Annotated in this window: 23 protein-coding genes and 3 pseudogenes; 13 read left to right on the plus strand and 13 right to left on the minus strand. The window is 69.7% G+C overall.

What is annotated here, in order from left to right; all coding sequences use genetic code 11:
• The 5 genes from ACZ4YY_RS36455 to ACZ4YY_RS36475 form a co-directional block, all read left to right on the plus strand.
• Positions 1-120 (plus strand): sigma factor-like helix-turn-helix DNA-binding protein (locus tag ACZ4YY_RS36455; protein WP_468290212.1); only part of this gene is annotated, 120 nt, incomplete at its 5' end.
• A complete protein-coding gene (locus tag ACZ4YY_RS36460; protein ID WP_468299565.1) occupies positions 117-941 on the plus strand; it encodes a zf-HC2 domain-containing protein in 825 nt (274 codons plus the stop codon). The genes ACZ4YY_RS36455 and ACZ4YY_RS36460, both read left to right, overlap by 4 nt.
• Positions 942-961: 20 nt before the next feature.
• A complete protein-coding gene (locus tag ACZ4YY_RS36465) occupies positions 962-1771 on the plus strand; it encodes an ABC transporter ATP-binding protein (RefSeq protein WP_468299567.1) in 810 nt (269 codons plus the stop codon).
• A complete protein-coding gene (locus ACZ4YY_RS36470) occupies positions 1768-3126 on the plus strand; it encodes a hypothetical protein (RefSeq protein ID WP_468299569.1) in 1359 nt (452 codons plus the stop codon). The genes ACZ4YY_RS36465 and ACZ4YY_RS36470 overlap by 4 nt, the downstream gene beginning before the upstream one ends.
• Positions 3123-3698 carry a hypothetical protein gene (locus ACZ4YY_RS36475; protein ID WP_468299571.1) on the plus strand — a complete coding sequence of 192 codons (576 nt, stop codon included), beginning with the start codon at positions 3123-3125 and terminating at the stop codon, positions 3696-3698. Before ACZ4YY_RS36470 ends, ACZ4YY_RS36475 begins: the two co-directional genes overlap by 4 nt.
• A 387-nt stretch (positions 3699-4085) precedes the next feature.
• Here ACZ4YY_RS36475 and ACZ4YY_RS36480 read toward each other — a convergent pair whose 3' ends face one another.
• Both ACZ4YY_RS36480 and ACZ4YY_RS36485 read right to left on the minus strand, forming a co-directional pair.
• Positions 4086-6737: an RICIN domain-containing protein gene (locus ACZ4YY_RS36480; protein ID WP_468299573.1), complete on the minus strand. Its 2652-nt coding sequence runs from the start codon at positions 6735-6737 to the stop codon at positions 4086-4088.
• 249 nt (positions 6738-6986) lie between these two features.
• A pseudogene (locus ACZ4YY_RS36485) lies at positions 6987-7121 on the minus strand (IS5/IS1182 family transposase); the annotation flags it as partial.
• 229 nt (positions 7122-7350) lie between these two features.
• Between ACZ4YY_RS36485 and ACZ4YY_RS36490 the strand changes: the two are divergent.
• Positions 7351-10179, plus strand: coding sequence for a glycoside hydrolase family 2 TIM barrel-domain containing protein (locus ACZ4YY_RS36490; RefSeq protein ID WP_468299575.1), 2829 nt, complete (start codon positions 7351-7353; stop codon positions 10177-10179).
• Between the two features lie 138 nt (positions 10180-10317).
• Here the strand turns inward: ACZ4YY_RS36490 and ACZ4YY_RS36495 are convergent, their stop codons facing one another.
• Positions 10318-10704 carry a DoxX family protein gene (locus ACZ4YY_RS36495; RefSeq protein ID WP_389967868.1) on the minus strand — a complete coding sequence of 129 codons (387 nt, stop codon included), beginning with the start codon at positions 10702-10704 and terminating at the stop codon, positions 10318-10320.
• Positions 10705-10880: 176 nt separating this feature from the next.
• Between ACZ4YY_RS36495 and ACZ4YY_RS36500 the strand changes: the two genes are divergently transcribed.
• Positions 10881-11354: a carboxymuconolactone decarboxylase family protein gene (locus ACZ4YY_RS36500; RefSeq protein ID WP_468299577.1), complete on the plus strand. Its 474-nt coding sequence runs from the start codon at positions 10881-10883 to the stop codon at positions 11352-11354.
• A 143-nt stretch (positions 11355-11497) separates the two neighbouring features.
• On the plus strand, positions 11498-12421 hold the full coding sequence (locus tag ACZ4YY_RS36505; RefSeq protein WP_067436625.1) for an RNA polymerase sigma-70 factor: 924 nt from the start codon (positions 11498-11500) through the stop codon (positions 12419-12421).
• A 32-nt stretch (positions 12422-12453) separates the two neighbouring features.
• Here the strand turns inward: ACZ4YY_RS36505 and ACZ4YY_RS36510 are convergent.
• Positions 12454-12835 (minus strand): annotated as a pseudogene (locus ACZ4YY_RS36510) (transposase family protein); the annotation flags it as partial.
• A 927-nt stretch (positions 12836-13762) separates the two neighbouring features.
• Here ACZ4YY_RS36510 and ACZ4YY_RS36515 point away from each other — a divergent pair.
• Positions 13763-14830, plus strand: coding sequence for an SGNH/GDSL hydrolase family protein (locus ACZ4YY_RS36515; protein ID WP_468299579.1), 1068 nt, complete (start codon positions 13763-13765; stop codon positions 14828-14830).
• Between the two features lie 590 nt (positions 14831-15420).
• Here the strand turns inward: ACZ4YY_RS36515 and ACZ4YY_RS36520 are convergent.
• From ACZ4YY_RS36520 to ACZ4YY_RS36545, 6 genes and pseudogenes are all read right to left on the minus strand, one after another.
• Entirely contained in the window at positions 15421-16284 is an 864-nt protein-coding gene (locus ACZ4YY_RS36520) for an SGNH/GDSL hydrolase family protein (protein WP_468299581.1), read from the minus strand.
• 43 nt (positions 16285-16327) lie between these two features.
• The gene (locus tag ACZ4YY_RS36525; protein ID WP_468299583.1) at positions 16328-16519 is read right to left on the minus strand and encodes a hypothetical protein; all 192 of its coding nucleotides are present in this window, start codon (positions 16517-16519) and stop codon (positions 16328-16330) included.
• Positions 16520-16539: 20 nt separating this feature from the next.
• Positions 16540-16752, minus strand: a complete 213-nt coding sequence (locus ACZ4YY_RS36530; RefSeq protein ID WP_468299585.1) for a hypothetical protein — start codon at positions 16750-16752, stop codon at positions 16540-16542.
• A 231-nt stretch (positions 16753-16983) separates the two neighbouring features.
• Complete coding sequence (locus tag ACZ4YY_RS36535) at positions 16984-17922, minus strand: LysR family transcriptional regulator (RefSeq protein ID WP_468299587.1); 939 nt, start codon at positions 17920-17922, stop codon at positions 16984-16986.
• 215 nt (positions 17923-18137) lie between these two features.
• Positions 18138-18443 (minus strand): annotated as a pseudogene (locus ACZ4YY_RS36540) (carbohydrate-binding protein); the annotation flags it as partial.
• Between the two features lie 187 nt (positions 18444-18630).
• Positions 18631-19140, minus strand: a complete 510-nt coding sequence (locus tag ACZ4YY_RS36545; protein ID WP_468299589.1) for a hypothetical protein — start codon at positions 19138-19140, stop codon at positions 18631-18633.
• A gap of 529 nt (positions 19141-19669) precedes the next feature.
• Between ACZ4YY_RS36545 and ACZ4YY_RS36550 the strand changes: the two genes are divergently transcribed.
• Together ACZ4YY_RS36550 and ACZ4YY_RS36555 are read left to right on the plus strand one after the other, a co-directional pair.
• Entirely contained in the window at positions 19670-20464 is a 795-nt protein-coding gene (locus ACZ4YY_RS36550) for a trimeric intracellular cation channel family protein (protein WP_468299590.1), read from the plus strand.
• Positions 20465-20636: 172 nt separating this feature from the next.
• The gene (locus ACZ4YY_RS36555; RefSeq protein ID WP_468299591.1) at positions 20637-21089 is read left to right on the plus strand and encodes an RICIN domain-containing protein; all 453 of its coding nucleotides are present in this window, start codon (positions 20637-20639) and stop codon (positions 21087-21089) included.
• 114 nt (positions 21090-21203) lie between these two features.
• Here the strand turns inward: ACZ4YY_RS36555 and ACZ4YY_RS36560 are convergent, their stop codons facing one another.
• The 3 genes from ACZ4YY_RS36560 to ACZ4YY_RS36570 form a co-directional block, all read right to left on the minus strand.
• Positions 21204-22940 (minus strand): serine/threonine-protein kinase, encoded by a 1737-nt coding sequence (locus ACZ4YY_RS36560; RefSeq protein ID WP_468299593.1) that lies wholly within the window; start codon positions 22938-22940, stop codon positions 21204-21206.
• Positions 22941-23059: 119 nt separating this feature from the next.
• Entirely contained in the window at positions 23060-23716 is a 657-nt protein-coding gene (locus tag ACZ4YY_RS36565; RefSeq protein ID WP_468299595.1) for a hypothetical protein, read from the minus strand.
• Positions 23717-23727: 11 nt separating this feature from the next.
• Complete coding sequence (locus tag ACZ4YY_RS36570) at positions 23728-23925, minus strand: hypothetical protein (RefSeq protein WP_468299596.1); 198 nt, start codon at positions 23923-23925, stop codon at positions 23728-23730.
• Between the two features lie 119 nt (positions 23926-24044).
• Here ACZ4YY_RS36570 and ACZ4YY_RS36575 point away from each other — a divergent pair, with 119 nt between their 5' ends.
• Together ACZ4YY_RS36575 and ACZ4YY_RS36580 are read left to right on the plus strand one after the other, a co-directional pair.
• Positions 24045-25259, plus strand: coding sequence for a sensor histidine kinase (locus tag ACZ4YY_RS36575; RefSeq protein WP_468299598.1), 1215 nt, complete (start codon positions 24045-24047; stop codon positions 25257-25259).
• Entirely contained in the window at positions 25256-25930 is a 675-nt protein-coding gene (locus ACZ4YY_RS36580) for a response regulator (RefSeq protein WP_468299599.1), read from the plus strand. The genes ACZ4YY_RS36575 and ACZ4YY_RS36580 overlap by 4 nt, the downstream gene beginning before the upstream one ends.
• Positions 25931-26106: the final 176 nt, after the last annotated feature.

Consider the following 26106-nt stretch of genomic DNA (forward strand, 5'->3'; position numbering starts at 1 on the left):
GCCATGGTGCTCGACGGGATGTCCGTCCGGGAGACCGCCGTACTGCTCGGGCTGCCCGAGGGCACGGTCAAGACCAGGGCCCGCCGGGCCAGGATCGCGATGCGGAAGGCGCTGGCATGAGCGTGGAACACGCGTCGATGCGGATCATCGACGGTTACGCGCGCGGCGACACGGACATCGCCGCCGACGAGGTGTGGGCGCTGGAGGCCCACATGGAGACGTGCGGGGTCTGCCGTGATCGGCTGTCGGCCGCCGTCACGGCCCAGGCGCCCGCCGTGGCGGCGCTGGTCGACACGGTGTGGTCCGGCCTCGAGCCGCAGCTGGTCACCGCCGCCACGAGTCCCCGCAGGCGGCGCTGGTCGGCGCCGCTGTCGCGGTGGACGACGCCCACGATGGTGCCGTGGCTGGCCATGGTCGCGAGCGTGGCACTGGTCGCGCTCCTGCTCGACCTGGTCGCAACCGGCCCCGGCTCGGGCGAGGTGTCGGTGGTGCTGCTCCTCGCCCCGGTCCTGCCCGTGCTCGGCGTCGCGGCGTCGTGGTCGCGCGGTCTCGACCCGGCGTACGAGCTGACGGCCTCCGTGCCCAGGTCCGGGCTCCACCTGGTGCTGCGGCGCACCGCCTCCGTGCTCGCCGTGGTCGTCCCCGCGCTGCTGGTGGCCGGATGGGCGACAGGAGTGACGGCCGCGCAGTGGCTGCTGCCCTGTCTGGCCTTCACCTCGACGACCCTGGCGCTCGGCGGTGTCGTCGGGGTGACCCGTGCCGCCGTCGCGCTGGCGGCCGTGTGGGCCGCCGTGATCCTGGCGCCCACGCTGGCCACCCACCGTACGGCCTTCGCCCTGCGGACGGACGGTCTGCCCGTATGGGGGCTGGTCCTCGCTCTCGGCATCGGTGTCGTGATCGCCCGCAGAGGCTCCTACTCCCTGCTGGGAGCCCATCGATGACCACCGGAAGGGAACTCCGCATGACCCGAGCGACGAGCGGGGCCGACATCGCACCGACGGCCTACGCCTGGCAGATCCAGGCCACCGGGCTGAAGGTCAGGGTCGCCAGGAAACGGATGGCCGTCGACGGGCTCGACCTGTCGCTCGGCACCGGCGTCCACGGTCTCCTCGGACCCAACGGGGCGGGCAAGACCACGCTCATCCGGGCGCTGGCCACCGTGCTGCGCCCCGCCGACGGCACCCTGGAGCTGCTCGGCGAGTCTGTGGGCGGCCTGGGCGAGCACCGTGCGGTGCGCCGCCGGATCGGCTATCTGCCGCAGGAGTTCGGCTACTACAAGCGCTTCACGGTGCGCGAGTTCGTCGAGTACATGGCGTGGCTGAAGGAGGTTCCCAAGGCGGACATCCCGGCGGCGGTGCAACGCGCCGTGGAGCGGGTCGGCTTGGCGGACCGCGCCGACGAGAAGATGAAGGCACTGTCGGGCGGCATGGTGCGGCGGGTCGGCATCGCCCAGGCCATCGTCAACGACCCGGCGATCCTGCTGCTGGACGAGCCGACGGTCGGCCTGGACCCGGCACAGCGGCTGCGGTTCCGCGAACTGCTGCAGGAGCTGGGCCAGGACACCTGCGTGCTCGTCTCGACCCATCTGGTGGAGGACGTCGCCGCCGCCTGCACCGACGTGGTGCTTCTCGCCGATGGCCGGCTGGTCTTCCAGGGCACCCCGGACGACCTGGCAGCGGCGGGCGACCCCGAGCACGTGGGCGACAGCCCGCTGGAGCGCGGCTACTCGGCGCTGCTGGCCAACCCCGCGCAGGGAAAGGGCAACTGGTGAACTTCCGTGTCCTGCGCATCGAGCTGAGGCGCTCCGTCGCCCCGTGGGCCGGAGCCGTGGTCCTGGTGTCCGCGCTGGCGTTCCTGTACCTGGTGGACGCCGCCTTCTGGAGGGGTACCACGGCATGGACGGTCCAGTGGACGTCCATGGCCCTGACGACCCGCAGCCTTCTGTTCTTCCTGTGGCCGCTGGCTGTGGGGCTCGGGGCGCTGCAGGGCCTGCGCGACCACCGCTCGAAGATGTCCGAGCTGCTGACGACCACACCGCGGCCCGCCTGGCACCGCGCGGCCACGCTGGCGGGCACGACGGCGATCACCCTGGTCTCGGCCTTTGCGCTCCTCGTCCTCGTGGGCGCGGTCCAGGTGCTCGCCAACACCGAGTACGCGCACCTCGGGTGGCTGCCGATCTCGCTGGTGGGGGCACTCTCGCTCGTCGCGGGGGCCATGCTGGGCATGGGAGTCGGGCGGGCCCTGCCGTCCCCGCTCATCCCGCCCGCGCTGGCCGTGGGCGCCCTCGTGTTCACGACCCTCGTACACATGTCGTCGGGCACGGAGCCGAACCAGGTCTCGTTGCTGTCACCGGCGGTGCAAGAGGTGCGCAACGTGCTCGTCACGCTCTCCGTCCCCGTGCACCTCGGGCAGACGATCTGGCAGCTGGGCACGGCCGCGACCGGCTTCGCGCTGCTGGTCGCCGCGACCCCGCGCGTCCGGCTGATCGCCCTGACGCCCGTCCTGGCGGGCGCGGCGCTCGCCCTGCTCGTCCTCCCCTCCGACCCGCGCCGGATCCATGTCGTCGACGAGGGCGCGGCGGAGTTGGTGTGCGACGGCCCGGTGTGCGTGACGAAGACGCACCAGGCACGACTCGCCGACCTGGCGGGTCCCGGTAAGGAGGCGCTGCGCCTGCTGCACGGCGCCCTGGGCGGCCAGGCGCCGGTCTCGGTCCGGGAGAACACCGCCGTACCGCGGGAGGGCTCCACGCCGCAGTGGTCCCGCAAGACCGTGCTCTTCGACTTCGACGACGACATCATCGCCGCCGCGAAGGGCGAGGAGCTGACCTGGGCCCTGATCGCCAAGGGCATGGTGCCGGGGTGCACCCCCGTGGGCTGGAGCAGCTTCGGGAAAGACGAAGTCCCGCAGACCGTCGCGGTGGGCTGGGTCCTCGGAGATCTCAGGTCACTGCCCGCGGGGTCGGCGAGTTTGCGCCACATGGTCGACGCCGAGGCCCGCCCGGTGTGGAGAGAGCTCAGGTCGCTGCCGCGAGCCGAGCAGCTCTCCCGGATCAACGCGATGCGCGCCGCCGCGCTCTCCTGCAAGGGCGACGCTTCCGACGCGCTGAACGGCGGTGCGTCCCGGTGAGGTGGCTGACGTTGTACGCGCGCTCGCGGCAGGTGCCCGCTTCGCTCGCCGCGGTGGTGATCGGCGCGCTGATGGTGTGGGCGCTTGCCCCGGACGGCAGCGGCGGGCCCGGCGATCCGCGGCTGTCCGCGCTCGTCCTCGCCGCAGGGGCGACCGCGGCCTCGATCGGGCTCGGCGGACAGGACACCGCGCTGGACCGGACGGCCGCGATCCGCTGGGTGTTCCGCAGGGCGGCGCACGTGCTGCTCATCGGCACGGTCGTCGGCGCGGTGCTGCTGGCGGTGCAGACCATGGGCGAGGACCTGGCCGCCACCGCGTTCGTCGTCCGCGACAGCGCGGGGCTGATGGGGCTGGTCGCCGTGGGGGCGACGGTGTTCGGGGCGCAGTACGCGTGGACGCTGCCGATCTCCTGGCTGGCGTTCTCGCTCTTCGCCCCGCCCCCGACGGATACGCCGATGCAGGTGGCGACCTGGATGCTGCTGCCGCCCGGCACGACGGCGGGGACCTGGACGGCCCTCGTCCTCGCGGTCGCCGGCACCACGGCCTACGCCGTCGCGGGACCGCGACGGTAGGTCCACGCGGCGGCGTGCCGTTCCTCTACGAGGACCCTCTGCACAAGTCCATCGGCCCCGACCGCAGGCCGCTGTCCGACGCCGAGCTGGGCAAGGGTCGGGCGACGAACATCGGCCCCGACCGCAGGCCTCTGTCCGATGCCGAGCTGGGCCAGGGTCGGGCGACGCCGCAGGTCATCGACCGCGCGCCCACATGTCCAGCGGGGGAACGCCTTTCGTGCGTGTACAGAGCCCGGGTGAAGTCCGTTTCAGCGCGTGCCTGCGCACCTCGGAGGCGCTGGTCGGAGAACTGACAGCCGACGGGCTCGGCGACGCGACCCCGCCGAGGTTCCCCGGCCATGGCGGGGCCGCGGGCGGTCGTGCCTGCGGCCCCGTCGGGTGTCGGGGTCAGGACGGGTCGCCGTACTGCAGGCCGCGTCCGTTGGTGCCGACGTAGACGCGGCCGTAGGTGTCGGGGTCGCCGGTGATGACGCCGACGCCGCCGATGGCGCCCCACTGGTGGGCCTTGTCGTTGACGCGGAGCCAGGTGGCGCCCTTGTCGGTGGAGCGGAAGACTCCGGTGACGTCCTTGACGGTACCGATCAGGTACAGGGCCTGGTAGGAGGCGCCCGGCTTGGCCTTGCCGAAGCCGAGGGCGGAGGCGGACTGCACCGTCTTCAGCGTGGTGAAGGTGCGGCCACCGTCGGTGGAGTGCAGCAGTCCCTTGCCGTGGCCGGCGATCCACAGGTCACCGGCGATGCCGGGGACGGCCGTGAGCCGGCCGTCGGGCAGGCCCGTGGCGCGGGCGGTGAAGGTCGCGCCGCCGTCGGTGCTGGCGTAGAGCGTGCCGCCGGACAGGGAGTAGAAGGTCCTGGCCGAGGAGCGGTCCGCGACGACCACGGCGCCGGTGCCCAGGCCGCTGACCCTGGACCAGCTCGCCCCCTTGTCGGCCGAGCGGTACGGGGCCTGGCCGGCCTGGGTCCAGACGATGGTGGAGCCGTCCGCCGAGAGCGCGACATGACCGTCCTGGGCATCGGCCACCGGCTCTGCCTTGAAGCCGGTCCACTTGCTGCCGCCGTCGGTGGAGTATGCGCCGTCCTGCGTGCCGCCGCGGCCGACGCGGACCATCATCGTGGGCTTGGACTGGGCGAAGTCGATGTCGGTGCTGTTGGTCATCATCGGGTTCGCCAGCCGACCGGAGGGCACCTTGGTCAGGGAGTCGTGCCGGAAGCCGCCCTGGTCGCCCATGGAGGTGATGACGGTGGCGCCGCCGGGCGGGGCGATCGCGTCCAGCAGGGCGGTCTCCTCCAGCCCCCGGGCGCCCATGCTCCACTGGCTGGTGCCGCCGCTGTCGGAGGCGTTGGCGTTCTTGCTGCGCAGGATGCCGTTGCCGGTGCCGTACAGCACGTGCCCGGAGTCGAAGGGATCGATGGCCAGGGCGGTCATCCAGTGCCCGGTGTGGGTGCCGACGTAAGGAGCGGCGGAGGCGCTGCGCACCGACTTGTCGGCCAGTGCCTTCCAGCTGGCGCCGCCGTCGGTGGTCCGGTAGATCTCGTCCTCGGGCCACCAGCGGCCGAGGGTGGTGACCATCACCGTGGACGGCTTGCGCGGGTCGACGGCCAGACCGGAGAACCCGTAGCTGCCACTGGACGGGGAGACGTTCTTCCACGCCCCGCGGGCCGGCGTGTACTTCCACACCGAGCCCGCCGTCACGCCGTTGGGCCCGAGGTTGTTGGTGTACGTCAGGTACAGCGAGCCGTCACCGGAGAGGACGCCGTGCTGTGGCAGCTGGCCGGTGGGCTGCCCGGAGACGGCCTGCCAGGTGCTGCCGCCGTCGGTGGAGCGGTACAGGGAGGTGGACTTGTCGTTGACGCCGACGTAGACCGTCTTGCTGCCGGCCGGGCCGTACGTCACGAAGGAGATGCCCCCGCCGCTGCTCGCTCCGTCCTTGACGGGGAACGAGGAGACCTGGCGCCATGTCACACCGTGGTCGGTGCTGCGCCACAGGCCGTTCTTGCGGGTGCCCAGCAGCAGGGTGCCGTTGTCCGCGGGGTCCACGACGAGCCGTTCACCCGCGCCGCGGCCGTCCTCGTTGCCGCCCAGCTTGAAGGGCAGATCGGTGCGCTGGAAGGTGCGGCCCCGGTCGGTGGAGCGCAGGATCGCACCGTTGCCCGCCCAGTCGTTGGTGTAGGTGCCCGCCCCGAGGTAGAGCCGCTTGGGGTCGACGGGGTCGGTGGCCACCGAGTCGATGCCCAGGAGGTTCCAGTCCTTCTCGCCGATCCAGTCGGTCAGCGGGATCCACTGCTCGGCCGCGGTGTCCCAGCGGTAGGCGCCGCCCATGTCGGTGCGCGCGTACAGCAGGCCCTTCTCCTTCTGATTGAACACCAGCCCGGTGACGTAACCGCCGCCCACCACCTGGGCGTTCTTCCACCTGTACGGTCCCGCCGCGGCCGTGGTCTGCGCACTGGCGGTACCGGCCGCCTGGGCCTCGCCCGTCTTCACCAGCTTCCACTGCTGGTTGGCACTGCCCCGGCTCGGATACTGGATGAGCGCCGCGCCCTCGGCAGTGGAGCCTCCGGAGACGTCCAGGACCTGGCCGCTCCTGCGGGAGGTGAGGGTGACGACGTCGGAGCCGCTCACATCGTCGATCCGCCACTCCTGCGAGGTGGCGGAACTGTCGGTCTGCTGCTCGGCGGCGGCCCCCTGAGCGGTCGAGTCGCCCGCTATGCCCAGGACCTTGCCGCTGTTGCGGTTCACCAGCTCGTAGTAGCCGTCACCGACGGACCTCAGCTTCCACTGCTGGTTGGCGGTGTTCTGGTCGGTCCACTGCTGGATACGGGTGCCGTCGGCGGTGGAGAAGCCGTTGACGTCCAGCACCTTGCCGCTCTGCACGGAAACCAGCCGGTAGTAGGCATTGCCGTCGACCGTCGCTGCCTGCGACTCCTCCTGCGCGAACAGCAGATACGGCACGACGACGGCGGGGACACCGAGCAGCAGACCGGTGGCGGTCCAGCGGCGGCGGTGCCGACCGCGGCGCGAGCCGCTCGTGGGGTTTTTCATGGGGGGCGTTCTCCTTGCATACCGTTCACCAGGAAGGAGAATCCGGGCACCGCGGTGACCGGATCCAACCCCTTGTGGTCACCGACCCTTCACAAGGTTGCCGCGGGCCGGGAACTTGTTCTGCGGCCTGCACGCGGCCGACCTGACGACGCACGGCATCCGCGCCACCGCCTGAGGCGCTCTTGCCGTGCCGACGTCAGAGCGTGAGCATCCCGGCACCGCTGAGGCGGGTTCTGACTGTCGGGCAGGTCGCTCCCTGTGGAGGTCGGTGTCGTGGCTGACGGGCCGCCCGCCCCGGCTGCCTCTCTTCCTGCGGTCGGCGGCCTGGTCCTTCTTCTCCGGGATGACTGCCTTCGCGCTGCGGTCCCTCCGGAGGCGCGGTCGTCAACAACGCCGACCGCAAGGGCGGCCACCTGCTGACGCCCGGAGCATCTGCTGCCCTCTTGTGTTCGATTCATTCGACTCCTAAGGTCGTCGTCGCTCCCCAAGACCCCCACTGATCTGCGGCGTTGGCGCGGAAGCGCTTCGACAACCGTGTGCCGACCGGGCCCGCCGACTACCCCACACGTCCTCGCCGCGCCTCCCTGATGGTCCACTGAAGCCTGGAGATCTCATGCAGATGTCACGTCGTGGCGTTCTGATCCTCGGCGCCGCCGGCGCGGCCATCGCCGGTGGCCTGCCCGCGGGCTCGGCCCGGGCTGCCGAGGCCGGGACGGCCGACGCAGTGGACGCCTCCGCGCGCACCGAGCGCCTGTACCTGTCCGGACAGGACGCCGACCACCCGGTCGACTGGGACTTCCTGTGCACCAGCGGGCGGCGCAGCGGCGGTTGGGGCAGCATCCCGGTTCCGTCCAACTGGGAGTTCCACGGATACGGCACCTACAACTACGGGTGGAATCTGCGCCCGGAGGAGAAGGGCCGCTACCGGCACACCTTCACGCCGCCCGCCCACTGGCGTGACAGACGTGTCTTCCTCGTCTTCGAAGGGTCGATGACCGAGACCGAGGCGTGGATCAACGGCGGGTCGGCAGGGCCCGTCCACCGCGGCGGCTTCTACCGGTTCCGGCACGAGGTGACCGGAAAGCTGCGTCCGGGGCAGGACAACCTCCTGGAGGTGACGGTCAGCAAGGAGTCCACCGACGACTCCGTCAACCGGGCCGAACGCCTGGGCGACTACTGGAACTTCGGTGGCATCTACCGCCCCGTTCACCTCGAGGCGTTCCCGCTTCAGCACATCGAACGCATCGCCGTGGACGCCCGTGCCGACGGCACGCTGCGGATCGACGCCCATCTGTCGGGTACCGGTTCCGCCGACCGTCTCGTCGCCCGGGTCACCGACCTCTCCGGGCGCCCGGTCGGCGCCCCGTTCACCGCGGCCGTCGCTCCCGGCGACACGACGGTGACCCTCAGGACCACTGTCGACTCCCCCCGCCAGTGGACCGCTGAGACCCCGCACCTCTACCGCGTCGAGGTCGCGCTCCGCGACGGCGACCGCCGCACCGTCCACCGCGTCGACGAGAGGTTCGGCTTCCGCACCGTCGAGGTGCGCCCCGGCGACGGCGTGTACGTCAACGGCGTCAAGATCCTCCTCAAGGGAGCCAACCGGCACACCATCTGGCCCACGTCCGGCCGGGCGACCAGCGCCCGCATCAGCCGCAAGGACATCCTCCTGATGCGGGAGATGAACATGAACGCGGTCCGGATGTCCCACTACCCGCCGGATGCGCACTTCCTCGACCTCGCCGACGAACTCGGGCTGTACGTGCTCGACGAACTGGCCGGCTGGCAGAAGTCCTATGACGAAGCGGCGGGCAGGCCACTCGTCGCCGAGATGGTCACCCGTGATGTCAACCACCCGTCGATCCTCTTCTGGTGCAACGGCAACGAAGGCGGCTGGAACACCGCCCTCGACGGCGACTACGCCCGCCACGACCCCCAGCAGCGCACCGTTCTCCACCCCTGGGCGAACTTCGGCGGCATCAACACCGACCACTACGAGGCGTACGACAGCACGCGCCGCATCCTCCAGGAACAGCGCGACGTCTTCATGCCCACCGAGTTCCTCCACGGCCTCTACGACGGCGGCGCCGGGGCGGGGCTCGACGACTACTGGAAGCTGATGGGCCGTGAACGGCTCTCCGCCGGAGGCTTCCTGTGGTCACTGATCGACGAGGGCATCGTGCGGGACGACCTCGGCGGCGCCATCGATGTGGCGGGCAACGCCGCACCCGACGGCATCCTCGGCCCCTTCCGCGAGAAGGAGGCCAGCTTCTACACGATCAAGGACATCTGGTCTCCCGTACAGCTCGCCGAGCCGGAGCGGTTCGCCGCCGGCCTGCCGGACGACTTCGACGGGCGGATCGGCCTCACCAACCACTACGCCTTCACCAACACCCGCACCTGCCGGTTCACTTGGCGGCTCCTGGACTTCCGCACCCCGTCGCAGCGGCGGGACGGCCACACCGTGCGCGCCCAGGGCACCGCCTCCGCTCCGGACATCGAGCCCGGCGCGCAAGGAGTGGTGCGCCTGCCCCTGCCGTCCGGCTGGCGACGCGCCGACGCCATGGCGCTCACCGTCACCGATGCCGACGGCCGCGAGATCCGCAGCTGGACATGGACCATCACATCCGCCGCCGACCAGGCCCTACGGCTGGTACGGACGGGCCCGGGACCAGCCGTACGTGGCTCCCTCCAGGACAACGCGCTCACCCTCGCATCCCGCCACACCACGGTCACGCTCGACGCCACGACGGGCCTGCTGGCCGGCGTCACCCACCGGGGGAGGGACTTCGCGCTGTCCCGCGGCCCGCTGCCCACCACCGGAACGGCCGACCTCACCCGCCTGACGCACGGGCCCGACGGCAACGGCTACACGGTGGAGGCCGAGTACTCCGGCGTCCTGCGCCACGTCCGGTGGCAACTGCACCCCAGCGGCTGGCTGCAGGTGGACTACCGCTACCACCTCACCGGCGAGCACGACTTCTTCGGCGTCGGCTTCGACCACCCCGAATCGCAGGTGACCGGCGTGACCTGGCTCGGCCACGGACCCCACAGGGTGTGGAAGAACCGGCTGCGCGGCGTCGCGACGGACGTCTGGACGAAGCAGCACAACGACACCGCGACGGGTGCCGACGGCTGGGTGTACCCGGAGTTCAAGGGCTACCACGCGGGCGTCCGCTGGGCGTCCCTGCACACCACCGCCGGACGACTCACCGTGGTCGGCGAGGACGACGACCTCTACCTGCGCCTCTTCACCCCCCGGTTCGGACCCGACCCCCGCCACACCGCGCCGCCCTTCCCGCAGGGCGATCTCTCCTTCCTCGACGCCATCCCGGCGATCGGCACCAAGTTCGACCCACCGGCCTCGCTCGGCCCCAGCGGCGGCCCCACCACGGCGACGGGCGACTACGGTCGAACCCTGTACTTCTCGTTCTCCCACTGAGGGCTGTCCCGCAAGTGATCTTGATTGCGACATCTCGGATTGTGCTTGGTGTGATCACGGCACCGGAGCCGTGCTGGAGTCCGTGCACCGTGGTGGGCCCGCGCGCCTTCGGCAACCGGCTCACGCCGACCTGGGTGGTCAGCCGGTGAAGGACTCGGGGCCGAAACGGCCCCACGCCAGGAAGAGGGCCAGGGCGAGGTAGACCAGGTCGCCCGCGATCGTGACTCTCTCGCCACGGCGGAGGCGCATGGTCAGCGCGCCGGCGAACAGCAGCACCAGTCCGGTGGCGGCCAGCGGTACCAGGACCGGTGCGATGTCGAGCGCGGCGGGCAGGATCAGGCCCGCCGCGGCCAGGAGCTCGATGGCGCCGATGATTTTGAGGGCACCGGGGCTGAAGTCCTCGACCCATCGGGTGGCGGTGCCGCCCATGGCGGCCAGCTTCTCCTTGGGCACGAACATTTTGGAGCTGCCGGTCAGGCAGACGGCGGCCATCAGTCCGGCGATGATCCAGAGTGCGAGGTTCACAGCAGCTCCTTGATCGAGGATTACCTGCCTCCCCTGGGACGAGACAGCGCCCCCGCATGTGACATCTCCGAACATCCGATTTCGGGGAGACGTGGATCACACGCGTCCGTGTCACAGGGCGTTGGGCTGTCTCGTCCCAGGGGGTGTAGCCACCGACGAGCACGGAGGAGCACACCATGGACGCGCGACTGAACTACTTCGCCAGCCCGACCGCCGCAAAAGCCCTCAAGCACCTCATGTCGGCGGGCAAGACGCTCAAGGACTCGCCGCTGGCGGCCGCGACACAGGAACTCGTGGCCCTGCGCGTGAGCCAGATCAACGGCTGCGCCGTCTGCATCGACATGCACACCAAGGAGGCCGCCGCGGCCGGCGAGAACTCGGTGCGGCTGAACCTGGTGTCGGCGTGGCGAGAGGCCACGGTCTTCACAGAGGCCGAGCGTGCCGCGCTGGAGCTGGCGGAGCAGGGGACCCGGGTCGCGGACGCCGCCGGCGGGGTCAGCGACGAGGTCTGGGCGCGTGCCGCGAAGCACTACGACGAGGAGCAGCTCACCGCCCTGGCGGTCCTGGTCTCTTTCATGAACACGGCGAACCGGCTGAACATCATCGCCCAGCAGCCGGCCGGCGACTACGAGGTCGGGCAGTTCCACTGATCTGGCCATCGATGAGCCGCCCGGGGCACTGTCACCCCGGGCGCGGGGGCGTTGCACAGCCCCGCTGACGGACCGCAGGATCACCAGAACTGGCCCGCGCCGGGAGATGCGGCCGGGCGGGAAGACCTCAAGGGGGACGCGGCGTGAACAAGGTCGACGAGTTCGAGGAGCTGCGGCCACTGCTTTTCTCGATCGCTTACCGGATTCTGGGCAGCGTGAGCGAGGCCGAGGACGCGGTGCAGGAGACATGGCTGCGCTTCGATGGCTCGACGACCCTTCCCACGTCGGTCAAGGCGTTTCTGTCCGCCACGGTGACGCGGATCTCGATCGACGTGCTGCGCTCCGCGCGGGTGCGGCGGGAGGAGTACGTGGGCCCGTGGTTCCCCGAGCCACTGCTGAGTGATCCGTATCAGGATCCGGCGCGCTCGGCGGAGCTGGCCGACTCGGTGTCGATGGCGGCGCTGCTGCTTCTGGAGCGGCTGAGCCCGCTGGAGCGGTCGGTGTTCGTGCTGCGGGAGGTGTTCGGTTTCGGGTTCGACGACGTCGCCTCGGCGGTGGGGCGTTCGGAGGCGGCGTGCCGGCAGCTGCTGGTACGGGCGCGGCGGCACATGGAGGCCGGGCGGCCGCGGTTCGAAGCGGACCGTCAGGAGCGGCAGGAGCTGGCGACGCGGTTCTTCGACGCCCTCCGCGAAGGCGATGTCGCCGGTCTGCGGGATCTGCTGGCCGCCGACGTGCAGATGGTCGGGGACGGCGGCGGCAAGGCCCCGCAGCTGGCCAGGGCCGTCATCGGCGCCGAGAACGTGGCCCGGCTGCTGGCCTCCGTTTTCCCGCTGCTGGCCCGGATCGACGTGACGTTCGAGCCGCACGAGGTCAACGGCCAGCCCGGCGCCATTTTCCGGGACAGGGACGGCAGGGTCCTCCATGCCCTGGCCCTCGACGTGCTCGACGGGCAGATCCAGACCATCCGCTCGGTGATCAACCCCGACAAGCTCGGCCACCTCGGACCGGTGGCCGACGCCTGGGCCATCGACGGCGAGGTGAAACAAGCCCGCCGGCAGATGAAGTGACCCCGGGACCGGCCGTGGGCCGGCTCGTTCGCCTATCCGGTGACGTTGAGGTTGTGCAGGCGGGCGATGCCGCGCATCGCGTGGTGCACGCCGTCGCCGCGGAGACGGCAGTCACGCAAGATCTTCCAGGTCTTCATGCGGGCGAATACGTGCTCGACGCGGGGCCCGGACCTGTTTGTGGCTTTTGTTGTGCGCCTGCTTCCAGTCGGGGAGTTCTTCGTCCGCGCTGCGGCGGTGAGGGATGACCAGTCCCGTTCCGCGGTAGCCGCCGTCGGCGATCGTTACGGTCTTCCCGACGGCGTCCTTCGCGCCGGACTCGGCCCAGGCACGGCAGTCGTTGCGGTTGCCCGGCAGTGGCCGGCCGATCACGACCACCAGCCGGGTGTCGGCGTCGACGACCACCTGATGGTTCGATCACTTGCGGGACAGCCCTTAGGCCGTTTCGTCAATGAGTACGCCCTGCCGCAGGACGCGACCAGCCAGACGTACACCCTGCGCACCTGGCTGATCGGCGAGGGCACCAAGCCCGAGCACACCGCCACGGCCACTCCGGCCGGACAGCGGGTGCCCTTGGGAGCCACCGCCGAAGTCACTGTCTTCGGGAAGGACCTCCCGGTCGGACGGCGGCTGTCCGGCCGTGAAGGCGGCGTCGGCTTTCCTCGCGGCCGGGCTCGACCGGTTACCAGGACGCTCGTAGCGTTCATCGGCGAGTTCAAGAGAGTGTTCGAGGTCCAGCCGAACTGCCGTGGGCTGTTCAAATCCGCGGAATGGATGGACCGGATTACCTCCAGCGTCTGCATTCTGAGATCGTGTCATTCGGCCCGTCGAACAAGGGGTCAACCGCTACGCTCAACACCAGCCTTAAACCGGCAGTTGGACTTACCCTGTAGCGCATCCACTGATCCCGGAGCGGCTCAGCTCGTGCAGGTGGGTGGCCTGCCCGCGAGGCGAGTTGCCACCCGGTTGATCACTCAACGAATGGCTACCAGCGAGTCCGGTGAGCAATTCCCGACCGCTCGAGCTCTTCTGGTGGTTATACGTATCGATGTGATCGTTACGTCGTCGCCCCCCATATCCAATTCGCTGTCAGCCTTGCTAGATTGACACCCGCGTCTCCGAAGCGAAGGCGGGCAGATCCCGCAGCGTCACGGAGGCAGAAATCCCCCTGTGCCTTCACCAAGGCCTTCTTCGGGTGCCCGGAAACCGCTGCGGCTGAGATCCGCTGCATGCAGCCACGTCCCAGGCCAATGCCTTTCGGCACCCAACTCCCCCCAGCAACTGGAAAGCACGTAAGTGATGAGATCCCTTCAGCGTTTCGGCCCCCATTTGGCCCTCTCAGCCATGACGATCGTGCTGAGCACGCCCGGGCTGGCCACCGCCGACGAGGCGACCAACGGCAAGGACGCCACGTACTACATCTCGCTCGGCGACTCCCTGACCACCGGCTACCAGCCGGACGTGGACAAGGACACCGGCGTCGCCTACACCGACCAGCTCTACGCGCAGCTCAAGCAGCGCACCCCCGGACTGGAGCACATACGCCTCGGCTGCACCGCTGAGACCACCGAGTCTCTGATCAACGGCGGAAAGTGCGACTACCCGAACGCCAAGTCCCAACTGGACGCCGCCCTGCAGGCCATGGCCCAGCACAAGGGCAAGGTCGCCTACGTGACCCTCAGCGTGGGCGCGAACGACATCCTCCTCAACTGCGCCAGCCCGGCCGGCACCCTCGACGGGGCGTGCCTGAACGGCGCGAGCCAGACCATGGCGAAGAACCTCGCCCAGATCGCGGGCGCGCTCCGCAAGGCGGGCGCGAAGGACACCCAGTTCGTGGGCTCGACGTACCACAACCCGTTCCTGGGGGCCTGGCTGCAGGGCGCCGCGGGGCAGCAGGCCGCCAAGGAGTCGGCCCCCCTGGTCAAGGCCGCCAACGCGGGGATCACCCAGGTGTACAACTCCACCGGCTTCAAGGTGGCGGACGTGGCCGGGGCCTTCTCCTCGGATGACTTCACCACCCAGGTGAGCGTGCCCGGCGCTGGCGAGGTGCCGGCGAACGTCGCCAAGATCTGCCAGCTGACCTGGGCGTGCACGAAGAAGGACCCGCACCCCAACGCCGACGGCCACAAAGTGATCGCAGGCGCCTTCGCGGCGATGCTCGCCAAGAACGAGACCCCCGGCGAGGACACGTCCCCGACCCCGACCCCGACCCCGACCCCGACCCCCAGCGAGCCGGCTACGCCCGTGCCCGGCACGGGCACGGGGGCGAACGACCCGACCACGAACGGAGATCTCGCCGAGACCGGCGCGTCGAGCAGCACTCCCGTCCTCGCGGGTGCCGGTCTCGCGGTCGTGGCGGTCGGCGCCGCCGCGGTCTACTTCGCGCGCAGGCGCAGGGGCGAAGAGAGCTGACCGGCAGTCAGTAGATCGAACTCAAGCAGCAGGCCGCTCGCGGTGTCGCGGGCGGCCTGCTCGGGCTCGGCTGCGGACGGCCCGGGGGCTGTGACACTCGGCGGGTCGGATCGCACCGTTGTTGACCGTGGTTGCCCGCACCCCGGCGCTGCGGCGCAGGAGGGGCCGCCCCAGATCGAGCAGCACGACGTCGGAAGCCGCAGCGCTCAGGGTGGCCCGGCCGTACGCCCGCTCGACCGTGTATCCGGCCTGCCGCAGGACACGCGCCAGGGTTCGGTTCCCCGTACGGTCTGGCACGTGTCCGGCACGGCCCCCCTCGTCTGGAACTGCTGGTGGGGGGTACGGGCCCGAAGCTTGCACAGAGGCACGGGAGGATGGGTGGTTACCCACATCCAGCCGCACTGCACCCGCGTGCCAGGCCTACGGTGCGACCGGCCCGCCGATCATCACAGTGCCGCCGCGGTCGACCCGGAAGAGGATGCGGCAACGCATCGGGCTGCTTGCGCAGGTTTCGTTCCTCAGGGACGGCGGGAGGCATGTGCCCCACCCGAAGGTGGGCACATGCCTCCCTGTCGTCACGGCCGGGATGCCTAACCCTGCCGCAGGACCGCCGCGAAGGTGCCGGCGATCACCGTGTGGCCGGAGGCGTTCGGGTGGGGGTCCTGCTTGGTGCAGGCCCAGGTCAGCTGGCAGACCTTGGCCACGTTCGAGGGCACCTGGCCGTAACCGGGCACGTTGACGGGGGTGAAGTCGTTCGAGCCGAAGGCTCCGGCCACGTCGGCGACCTTGAAGCCGGCGCGGGAGTACACCTGCGACAGGGCCGCGTTCTCGGCGTCGACCAGGGAGACCGAGCCCTTGGCGGTCTCCTGCCCGCCCTGGCCGTTGAGCCACTGCCCCAGGAACGGGTTGTAGTACGTCATGCCCGCGAACTTGGTGTTCGGGGTCCCGGCCGCGCGCAGTGCGCCGGTGATCTGGGCGACGTTCTGGGGGATGGCCTGGGTGGCGCGGTTGACGCAGGCCTGGTCGAATGCGCCGGTGGTCTTGTTGACGCACTCCAGGATGTCGTTGGCGCCGATGCCGACGGTGACGTAGGCGACCTTGCCCTTGTACTGGGCCATGGCCTTCAGGGCGGCGTCCAGCTGGGACTGGGCGTTCGGGTAGGAGCAGGTGCCGCCCTTGATCAGCGATGCGGTGGTCTCGCCGTCGCAGCCGAGGCGGATGTGCTTCAGTCCCGGCTGGTACTGCTTGAGCTGGGCGTAGAGCTGGTCGGAGTAGGCGACGTCCGTGTCCCGGTTCACGTCCGGCTGGTAGCCGGCGGCTATCGAGTCGCCGATCGAGATGTAGTACGTGCTGTTGTCGCCTCCGTTCCACGGGCAGGCGGCGGCCACGCCGGGCGTGGCAAGCACGACCGCCAAGGCGGCGGCGGCGAGGTGGGGTGCCTTGTGCGTACGCATCAGTTGCGTGTGCTCTCTCTTGTTCTGTGGGAGGGGGGTTGGCTCAGCGGGCCCCGTGGCCTGTCCGGTACACCGTACGGATGTCGGTGACCGCGGAGACGGCGTCGGTCGGGGAGCTGCCGAGCGCGAGGAGGTCGGCGTCGGAACCGGGGCGCCGGGCGCCCTTGTGTCCGGTCCGGCCGACCACGTCGGCTGCCTCGCTGGGCGCGGACCGCAGTACGTCACGGTGCGACATGCCCAACTCGGCGAAAGGGGTCAGGGTGTGGGGTAGACACCGTGAGGTTTGTCGGAGCCGATGCCGGCGTCGATTCCGGGAACGACCCGGACGCCCGAGGCGATGGACCTGGCGCTGGTGTCCGCCATGGCCGCCCTACGCGCGACCACGGCCGGAAGAGCCGCCATGGTGCCGGGCATCACGCCCACCGTGAGGCCGGCGAACGTGCCTCGCCGCACGACCTCGTCCAGCATCCTGGCGCAGGCCGACGCCTTCGCGGGTGAAACATGTCCTGCCCGTGGCGTCTGCAACGCGCTGGGTATCACTGTTGAACTCCGAGAAACGAAAGGTGGGGGTGACAAGCTCAGTCGTTCTGGGCGTGATCAACTCTGGCTGCCGCTGTCTGCTTTGGGAACGCGAAATCGCCGATGACGGGCATAGATGGGATCAATACCGCTGCGGAGGTCGGTTTCCGAGGGGTGTGATCAGGTGTGCGGTGTGCCGGTGGGTCCGGTCTGCGCCGTGCTCGCGGCGACCATTCGACCGGCCTCGACCGCGGTCCTGCGCAACCAGAGGTGTGCCGGGTCGCGTTCATGCAGGGGGTGCCACCACAGGGAATACAGCAACCGGCCTCCGCCGAAAGGCAGTTCGACCACGACCGTGCCGCTGTCGGAGGGAAACAGTCGGGTGGCGCTTTCGGGGACCACGCCGACCCGGTCGGTTCCGGCGATCAGGTACGGCATGGTGAGGAAGTTCTCGATGGCGACCTCGACCCGCGGTTCGATGCCGTGGGCATGCAGCCCGTGCAGGGGCGAGAAGCCGCACGACGGGAGGTAATAGGGGAGTATCCAGGGGCGGGTGGCAAGTTCCTCCGGAGTCGGCGGAGCGGAGGTGACGGTGCCGTGCGCCATGACGCACACCCAGCGGTCCTCGTACAGATCGATGCCGGGGACGTTCGCCAGCAGGCCCTGCGGCAGCACCATGCCGTCGACGTTGCGCAGGTGCTCCTGGGCGCCGCGGACGAGGTGCGGGCTGTTGTGCTGGAACCGCAACTTCACCCCCGGCGCCGCCTCGTGAACCAGGGTGGTCAGGATGCGCCCGAAGGTGGCGAGCTGGACGTCGGTCACGATCAGGGTGAACTCGCGCTCGGCGATGGCGGGGTCGAAGTCGGGGCGGGTGCCGAAGACCCGGTTGGCCGAGTCGAGGGTCCGTCTGGCGTGCGGGGCCAGGCGCTCGGCCAGCGGGGTGAGTTCGTACTGGTTGCCCACGCGGGTGAGCAGCTCGTCGCCGAAGTGGCGGCGCAGCCGGGCCAGTGCGGCACTGACGGTGGGCTGGCTCAGACCGAGCCGCTGGGCGGCCCGCGTCACACTGCGCTCCTGCAGCACGGCGTCCAAGGGCACCAGCAGGTTCAGATCCAGACCCATGGCGCCAAGCCTCCGCGACGACATTACCGCTGTCCGGGTGAGCATAAGTGATCCTATATAACCGAAAGTCCAGCTGAACGGGGGGCCTCTCTGGGGGCGTAGGTCTTTCCAGGGGAGCCGGCATGTGTCGTAGTACGTGCGGGACGTGGGTTCGTCAGTCGTACGTGGACGACCGCCACCAGGCAAGGGTCGTGCACTTGGCCCCCGCGTCGGTGTCAGGGCGGGTCGCCGTACTGCAGGCCGCGTCCGTTGGTGCCGACGTAGACGCGGCCGTAGGTGTCGGGGTCGCCGGTGATGACGCCGACGCCGCCGATGGCGCCCCACTGGTGGGCCTTGTCGTTGACGCGGAGCCAGGTGGCGCCCTTGTCGGTGGAGCGGAAGACTCCGGTGACGTCCTTGACGGTACCGATCAGGTACAGGGCCTGGTAGGAGGCGCCCGGCTTGGCCTTGCCGAAGCCGAGGGCGGAGGCGGACTGCACCGTCTTGAGCGTGGTGAAGGTGCGGCCGCCGTCGATGCTGGCGCAGAGCGTGCCGCCGGACAGTGAGGAGAAGGTCTTGGCCACCCTCGACGGCCCAGCCTCACCTTGACGAGTCGAAGTCAGGTAACGCCCTCTCAGGCAGGCAGTGCCGTGGAGGGCCTTGGTGACAAGCGCGGGAACGTCCAGTGGGGGTGGTTGTCGTCGCCAACCACCCCCATGCATCAGGCCGTCAGGCATGCGCGACGTAGTCGTACCAGTCGGTGATCGGGTCGGTCAGAGCCTTGTCGTCGTAGAGCCTGAAGTACACGGAATCACCCTCATCGAGGTCGTCGTCTTCTCCCATTTCAATCCTGTTCATATCGAGTTCCTTGGACGTCCCAGGCGCCCAGTAGGTCGCCTCCTTCTTGAGGCCCTCCCACCATTGCGCCCGGACGTAGATCGTGTCGCCGTCGTTCTTGCCGTCGTAGACGTACAGCACCTCGTCCGACGGGTGGAACTCGACCTGCGCCACGGCAGTGCCGTTGTTCTCCACGACCAGCTTCAGAGCCTCGCCGCCCGCGTCCTCCTTGAAGCTGGTGTAGTCGAGGCCGCTGCTGTTCGAGCAAGGGCAGTCGCTGGTGTTGTATTCCCAGCTCAGGACCGACAGGTCAGAGTTGTCGTAGGCACTCGCCGTGGTCGCGGGGACCCCCGTGAACGCGACAGCCATTCCAAGTGAGATGGCTATTGCTAAGGTGCGCATTGTTGCCCCTTCTTGTTCGGCCGTGAATTGCACGGCTCCGGTAGTGAACCAGTGTGTACTGGGTGATCGGTTCAGGGCCGGATTGCTCGGCCGATTAGTTTTCCTCGCCCGGTTGACACCAGGTAGCCACGCACGATTGAAAAAACCTGTGCGCGGCTTGCAGGACTGTTGAGCGGAAGAGGTAAGCGGGCTCGGATTCGACGTCCTTGAGGAGGCCGGCATCAAGGATGACTGGTACGACGAGCCGGTCCCAGAGGACCTGTCGCCGTACGACTTGGCGGAGGGGAAGGCCGACCACGTGAAGGCACAGCCGACCTACTGACGCGCGGTTCCCCCCCCTTGACTGGATCCTGCATTCGGCTGGATCCAACGGCGCCCATGCTAATGGACTTGATATTCAGGGTGACCCTCTAACTTTCAAGGGTGCGCCGGGGGATTCTCGGTGGCCGGGGTGATGAGGGAGCACGGCCACACCCGCGCTCGCCATGCGCAGGGCGAGGGGGTGGACCCGGTACCGATGGAGTGACGGGTGAACTCGGCGCAGATGGCCGACTTCTTGAACGGCTTGCTGCACACACCGAGCCCTGGTGGCCTGCCGGTACGCAAGGACTTCTCCTTCATCGGGGCAGTCGTCGCCGCGGAAGCCGTCAGGCTGGGCGGCGGCCTGGTGCGTGACCTCGTCCTCGACGTCAAACCCATCGCGTTCACCGACCCCGGCTATCCACTCCCGCCTCTCGCCGCGGCACTGCTCGCCTACCTCAGCAGGCCCAACGAGCGGGAGCCCTACGTCTTCGAGCTGCTGGACGCCCTCGGTCTCGGCCTCTTCAGCGTCACCGGCACACTCAAAGCCCTCGAACACGGCATGGGCATTTTTCCGTCAGCCGCCCTGGGAGTCAGCACCGCCATCGGCGGAGGAGTCATCGCCAGCGTGATCGCCGGCGAACTGCCGTCTTCCATGCGATGGGACAACGATCTGTACGCCGTCCCTGCCATAACCGGCGCGGTGACCACGTCCGTACTCCACACCGCAGGCGCACTCAACTCCTTCACGGGGACCGCCACCGTCCTCGCCGTAATCGCCTTCCGTCTGCTCGCCGCCCATTTCCACTGGCGCCTGCCCCGCTCGCGGCGCTGGCGGCGTGGCAGCGCACCAACTCCACCGCTCCCGCCGAGCAACCTCCTGCGCGACGACACCCTGCAGCTGCGCATGGTGGTCCCTCCATCGCTCGCCCGCACGGCACGGAAACCGTTCGGACGGCGACCGGGAACGCGGCTGGCCCACACCGGTCGGCACCGCCGTATGTCACATTTCCAGGATCACTGAGTTCCCGGGATTAGTGGGGTCCCGCCGGCATCTCTCTATAACGACTTCCGCACGTGCCTACGCTCCGCAGCGAATTCCTCAACTACCTACACCATGATCATCGAGTACGCACCTCACGTCTGGAGGGACGCTTCACGTCGTCCCTCTCGACTGAAACACGACTCGAGGAAGAATGAACAACAAGCACAAGTGGGTAGCCCGGGCCGCTTCGGCAGCAGTTGCGACGGCATTTCTGGTGGGAGGAACGGCAACCAGCGCGAGCGCTGACGAGAACACGTGGGTCAGGAATGTGAACAGCGGCTGGTGTCTGACTGCCGCTGACGGCGGCAAAGTGCACGCCGAGTTCTGCCGTTGGGGCAATGACCAGCAGTGGGACCGGCGGGGTAACAACATTGTCAGGGCCTACACCAACCAGTGCCTCGACAGCAACAGCGCCGGCGACGTCTACTGGATGGAATGCAACGGCGGTCGCTATCAGATGTGGGATTTCCGCTCGGACGGGTCGGTGGTGAACGTGGCAACTGTCCGTTGGCTCTTCCACTGGGCGGCGGGTGGTGACCAGGTGGTCACTACCCCGACTCCGATGGGGCACCCTGCCTCGAAGTGGCGTTTCAGCGACGACTGAAACAATCGGCGAATCGCTCGCGTTCCGTGGTTGCGACGGCTCTGAACTCGGCCCCACTGAGCTTCGGCTCGGTGGGGCCGAGTTCTGTGGGAAGGGTGCTGACTGACAGGGCCGTCACTCCACCTTGACGTACTCGCCAGGCTCGCCCTCCGCGATCATGCCGTACATCAGCAGCCGGTCCTCGCCGTTGACGCGTTCGACGCGCAGGCTCTGCGACGAGCCCCATTCGATGCAGCCGGGCTCCCAGGCGCCCGCGGCCGTGGCGGGTGTCGGCGGGCCGATGATCAGCAGGTTGCCGGCGCCACCGACGACGGCGGTGCTCGCGCAGTTGTTGGTGCCGCCGGTCTCTTCGCCGGTCTCCTCGTCCGTCTTCGGGTAGCTCTCCGCGATATGGACGAGCGAGGCGCCGATCGGGCCCTGGGTGATGGTGATCCGGGTCGACCACAGGTCCTGCTGGTCCTGCGGCAATTCGGGGTTGGGGGCCTGCTGCCAGCGGCCCACCATCTTCGCCGGCACGATCTCCGGTGCCGCCTTCACCTTCCGGAAGGTGGCCGTGGCCGCCCCTGACTTCCACTGCAGGACGTCGGGCGAGCGCATGGTCAGCGTCTGGTGCGCGGCCGGGGTGCACTGTTTGGCGGGCACGCTGGTCGTCACGTCGCTCTCGCCGAACACGACCTTGTCCTCGTTCGCCGAGACGAGCGTCGAGCGCCCCATGCAGAGCCGTTCGCCCGTGACCGTGACGTAGGTGGCCGCCTTGTCGCCCGGCTTGCCGTCAGTGATCTCGATGCGGGCGGTCTCGGACGGGACTTCCTGCGTGCCCGTGACGATGCCTTCCCAGGCGCCCTGGAAGGCGGCGGGGATCTCGTACGCGGTGCTCGTGGTCGTGCGCTTGCCGGGATCGAGGACGTAGATGAGGCCCCCGGCGAGGGTGAGGGCGACGGTGGAGCCCACGCCCATGAGCAGCGGGCGTCTGGTGGGCCGCGGGCGTTTCCTTCTGCGCGAGGGCGCGGGTACGGGTGTCGGTACGGGGGTGGGGTCGCCCTCCTCGTCGAGGAGCCGGGCGGCGTGCCGCCCGAGGCCGGCGAGCAGCCCGGCGGGGAGCCACGGGTCGGTGGCCTGGACGGTGGCGGCGAGCCGCGCCGCGGTGGGGCGGGCGGCCGGGTCCTTGTGGAGGCAGGCGCGCACCAGGTCGGCGAGCTCGTCCGGGAGTCCGGCGAGGTCGGGCTCGTCGTGGGCGATGCGGTACATGGTGGCGTGGACGCCGCTCTCAGCGGATCCGAACGGGGAGCGACCGGTCGCCGCGTAGGCCAGGACCGAGCCGAGGCAGAAGATGTCCGACGCGGGCGTCAGACGCTCGCCCCGCACCTGCTCGGGTGACATGAAGCCGGGGGATCCGACGAGCGCGCCGGTGCTGGTCAGCCCGCCGTCGGTGACGGTGTCGACGGCTCGGGCTATGCCGAAGTCGATGACGCGGGGGCCGTCGACGGTGAGCAGGATGTTCGACGGCTTGAGGTCCCGGTGGACCAGCCCGGCGGCGTGGATGTGCGCCAGGGCCTGGGCGAGCCCGACGGCCAGGGACCGTACGGACGCCGGGGGCAGCGGCCCGTACTCCTCGGCCACCACCGTCCGCAGGGCGGGCCCGGCGACGTACCCGATGGCAACCCAGGGGGACTCGGCGTCGCTGTCCGCGTCGAGCACCGGTGCGGTGCCGACGCCGCCGACCCGTTCCAGCACGGCCACCTCGCGCGCGAAGCGGCGCCGGAACTGGTCCTGGGCGGCGAGCTCGGCGTGCACGACCTTGACCGCGACGGTCCGTCCGCCGGCCGACCGGGCGAGGTAGACGCGGCCCATGCCGCCGGACCCCAGTCTGCCGAGGAGCCGGAATGAGCCAATCTGGGTGGGGTCTTCAGCCTTCAAAGGTTGCACGTTCATAGAGCATGCCAGAGGGGAGCAGCAGGGCTGAGCTCGGTTCAGGGGACGACCGTGTAGGCGAAGCGTCCCCAGCCGCCGGTCCGGCGCAGGGCCAGTCCGAGACGGCCGAGGTGAGCGTCCAGCCTCGCCATGCGTGCACGAAGGGCGGGCCTGGTCAACGGCTGCTCGGTGGAGCCCAGCAGACAGGTCAGGTCGTGGCAGCACCAAGGGCCGGGGTCGGTGAGCATGAGCCGCAGAAGGACCCGCTGCGAAGTCTGCTGCGGCCACAGGGGAGACGGCAGTGGGACTCGCTTCTGAGACCGGGACGCATGCGCTCCGTCCCTGGCGAGCCACCGCTGATCCGCCCTCAGCCGGGCAGCCAGTTCATCGATCGGCAGGCCGCGGTCCAGGACGTTGGTGGCACCCGCTGCGAACAGCGCCGTGGATGAGGTGCCTTCGGGCGCGAGGACGGTCACGGGCGCGAGCCGCCGCAGAACACCGACGCGCTGCCCGAGTTCCTGCGCGCATCCCTCGTCCGGCACGTCCAGAACCGCCAGCGGGCGCCGTCGCCGGAACAGGAGTTCTCCGTAAGCCTGCAGCTTCCCCCAGGGGTGGACCACCGGTGGCAGCAGCTGTGTCCTGCGCACCTCTCTCAGCAGGGGGGCACTGCGCTCCCGGTCGAGGGAGATCACCACGAGGTCTCTGTTCGCTTGCACGGCCGGCTCGGTCAGCACTGCCCCGGGAAAGTGGCGTCACTTCGGCGCATGCGTACGAGCGGTTCCGGCGTCGTGCCGCCGCGCTCGAGGACCGGTTCCTCCGGCCCCGTCCCGTAGAGGGCGTACATGACGGAGGCCGCGCCGGCGACGAGGAGGCACAGTCCGGCGAGGGTGGCGATGAGGCCCTGGAACATGGTGAACATCTGCATCGCTCGACGATTTCGCCGGATGGCCTGTTCGCCCCTCGGCCGAGTAACCGATTTCGATCACTGCACCTCGGTCATTCGGCCGACCCGTCGCTCGGCCGTTCTTCCGTAACCTTCCGTCCGTGATCATCGAAGCAGCCCGCCGTGTACGACGTCGCTCCGCCCGGCACCGGGAACCGGCCAAGCCCGTCATCACGTTGTCGATGTACGCGGCTCTCGTCCTGCTGTGGCTGCTCGACGGTCTGTTCTTGCTGGAGTACGGCCCTTTCCGCGGTGCCGTGTACCTGTGCTCCGGGCCCGTCGCGGCCTTCCTTCTGCTCATACCCTCGCGCCGGCTGCGCAGGGAGTACACGGCGGGGCTCGCCGCCCTGCTCTCGCTGGCCCTCACCGAGTTCGCCGTGGCGAGTCATGTGCCTCCGGAGGGCTGGAGTTTCCTGGAACTCGTCTGCCTGCTGGGCATGCTGTCTAAGACCTGCCGTTCGACGACGCCACCGGCTGCCGCGGTGGCGCTGGCCGTGTCTCTCGGCGTCGCCGTGATCGCCGTTCCCTACCGGTTGTGGGGCAGCCTGTTCTGGGCGAGCATCTGCGCTTTCCTGTTCACGTTCGCCGTCGGGGCTGCGGTCGCGCTCGGCTGCTATCTGCGCTCCCTGGACGCCCGCCGAGCCCGTACGATCGCCGCCGTGCGCCAGGGCGAGCGGATGGAACTGGCGCGGGACCTGCACGACTTCGTCGCCCACCATGTGACCGGGATCGTGGTCCAGACCGACGCCGCCCGCACGGTGTTGCAGGTCTCTCCCGACCAGGTCGAACCCATCCTGGAGGACATCCGCAAAGCCGGGGTCGAGACCCTGGACTCGATGCGCCGACTGGTGCGCGTCCTGCGCGAGGACGACAGCCGCACCCTGCGGCCCGGCGAGCTCTTCGCCCAACTCGCCACGCTGGTCTCGGACTTCTCCTCGGGCGGTGGGCAGGAGGCGAGTCTGCGGTTCGCTGCGGCGGCCCGCACGGTGAAGCTCGCACCGGAGGTCGAGACGTCCGTGCAGCGAGTCGTCCAGGAGGCGCTGACGAACGTACGCCGGCATGCTCCCGGTGCCGGGGTCACCGTCCGGGTCGAGGCCGAGGGGGAGCGGCTGCTGGTGGAGGTGGTCAACTCCGCCCCGCAAGAACGGCGCACAGTACCGGCCGGGGGGCGCGGCGGTTTCGGCATCGTCGGCCTGCGTGAACGGGTCGAGGCGGTCGACGGTGCGCTGCAGGCGGCGGGGACGGCGGACGGCGGCTGGCGGGTGTGCGCCGAGTTCCCGGTGCTGGTCGCCGCTGTGACAAGATCACCGGCGTGAGCGCCTCCGCGACCCGGGTCCTGATAGCCGACGACCAGGAACTGGTCCGTACCGGATTCCGTCTCATCCTGAACGCCCATCCCGGCATCGAGGTCGTAGGTGAGGCCGCGGACGGAGCCGAGTGCGTGGAGATGGCCCGTCGGCTGCGCCCGGACGTCTGCCTGGTCGACATCCGGATGCCGAAGCTGGACGGCCTGGAGGTCGTCCGGGCGCTGGCCGGACCAGCGGCGGTGGACCCGATGCGGGTCGTCGTGGTGACCACCTTCAACCAGGACGACTACGTCCGCACCGCGCTGCGCAACGGTGCCTGCGGATTCCTGCTCAAGGACGCCGGGTCCGCGCTGCTCATCGAGGCCGTGCGGGCCGCGGCACGCGGGGACGCGCTGGTCTCGCCCGCTGTGACCCTGCCCCTGCTGCGGCAACTGGAAGACCGACAGCTGCCTTCACAGGACGATGCCGCACGGTCCCACCCTCTGACCGACCGTGAGCTCGATGTCGCGCGGCTGGTGGCGGTCGGCCGCACCAACGAGGAGATCCGGACGGAGTTGTGCCTGTCCCTGTCCACGGTCAAGACGCACCTGACGAACATCCACAGCAAACTCGGTGTGCGCAACCGGGTCGAGGTCGCCGCCTGGGCCTGGGAGAACGGTCAGGTCCGCCCGCCTCGTTGACCCTGCCGGCGGGCCGGGTTTCCGCGGACACCTGTGTGTGACGGGGGTCACGCCAAAGACAAAACCTTGGCGTCGGGGCCTGCCGTCTAGAGGGTGTGAGATCAGTCGGGAAGGCACCGGGTGAGCTGGACGAGGAGCGTCTCGTCCGGTTGGTGGCCAAGGGCGACCGTGCCGCG

The organism is Streptomyces sp. NPDC030143, from assembly GCF_055573695.1.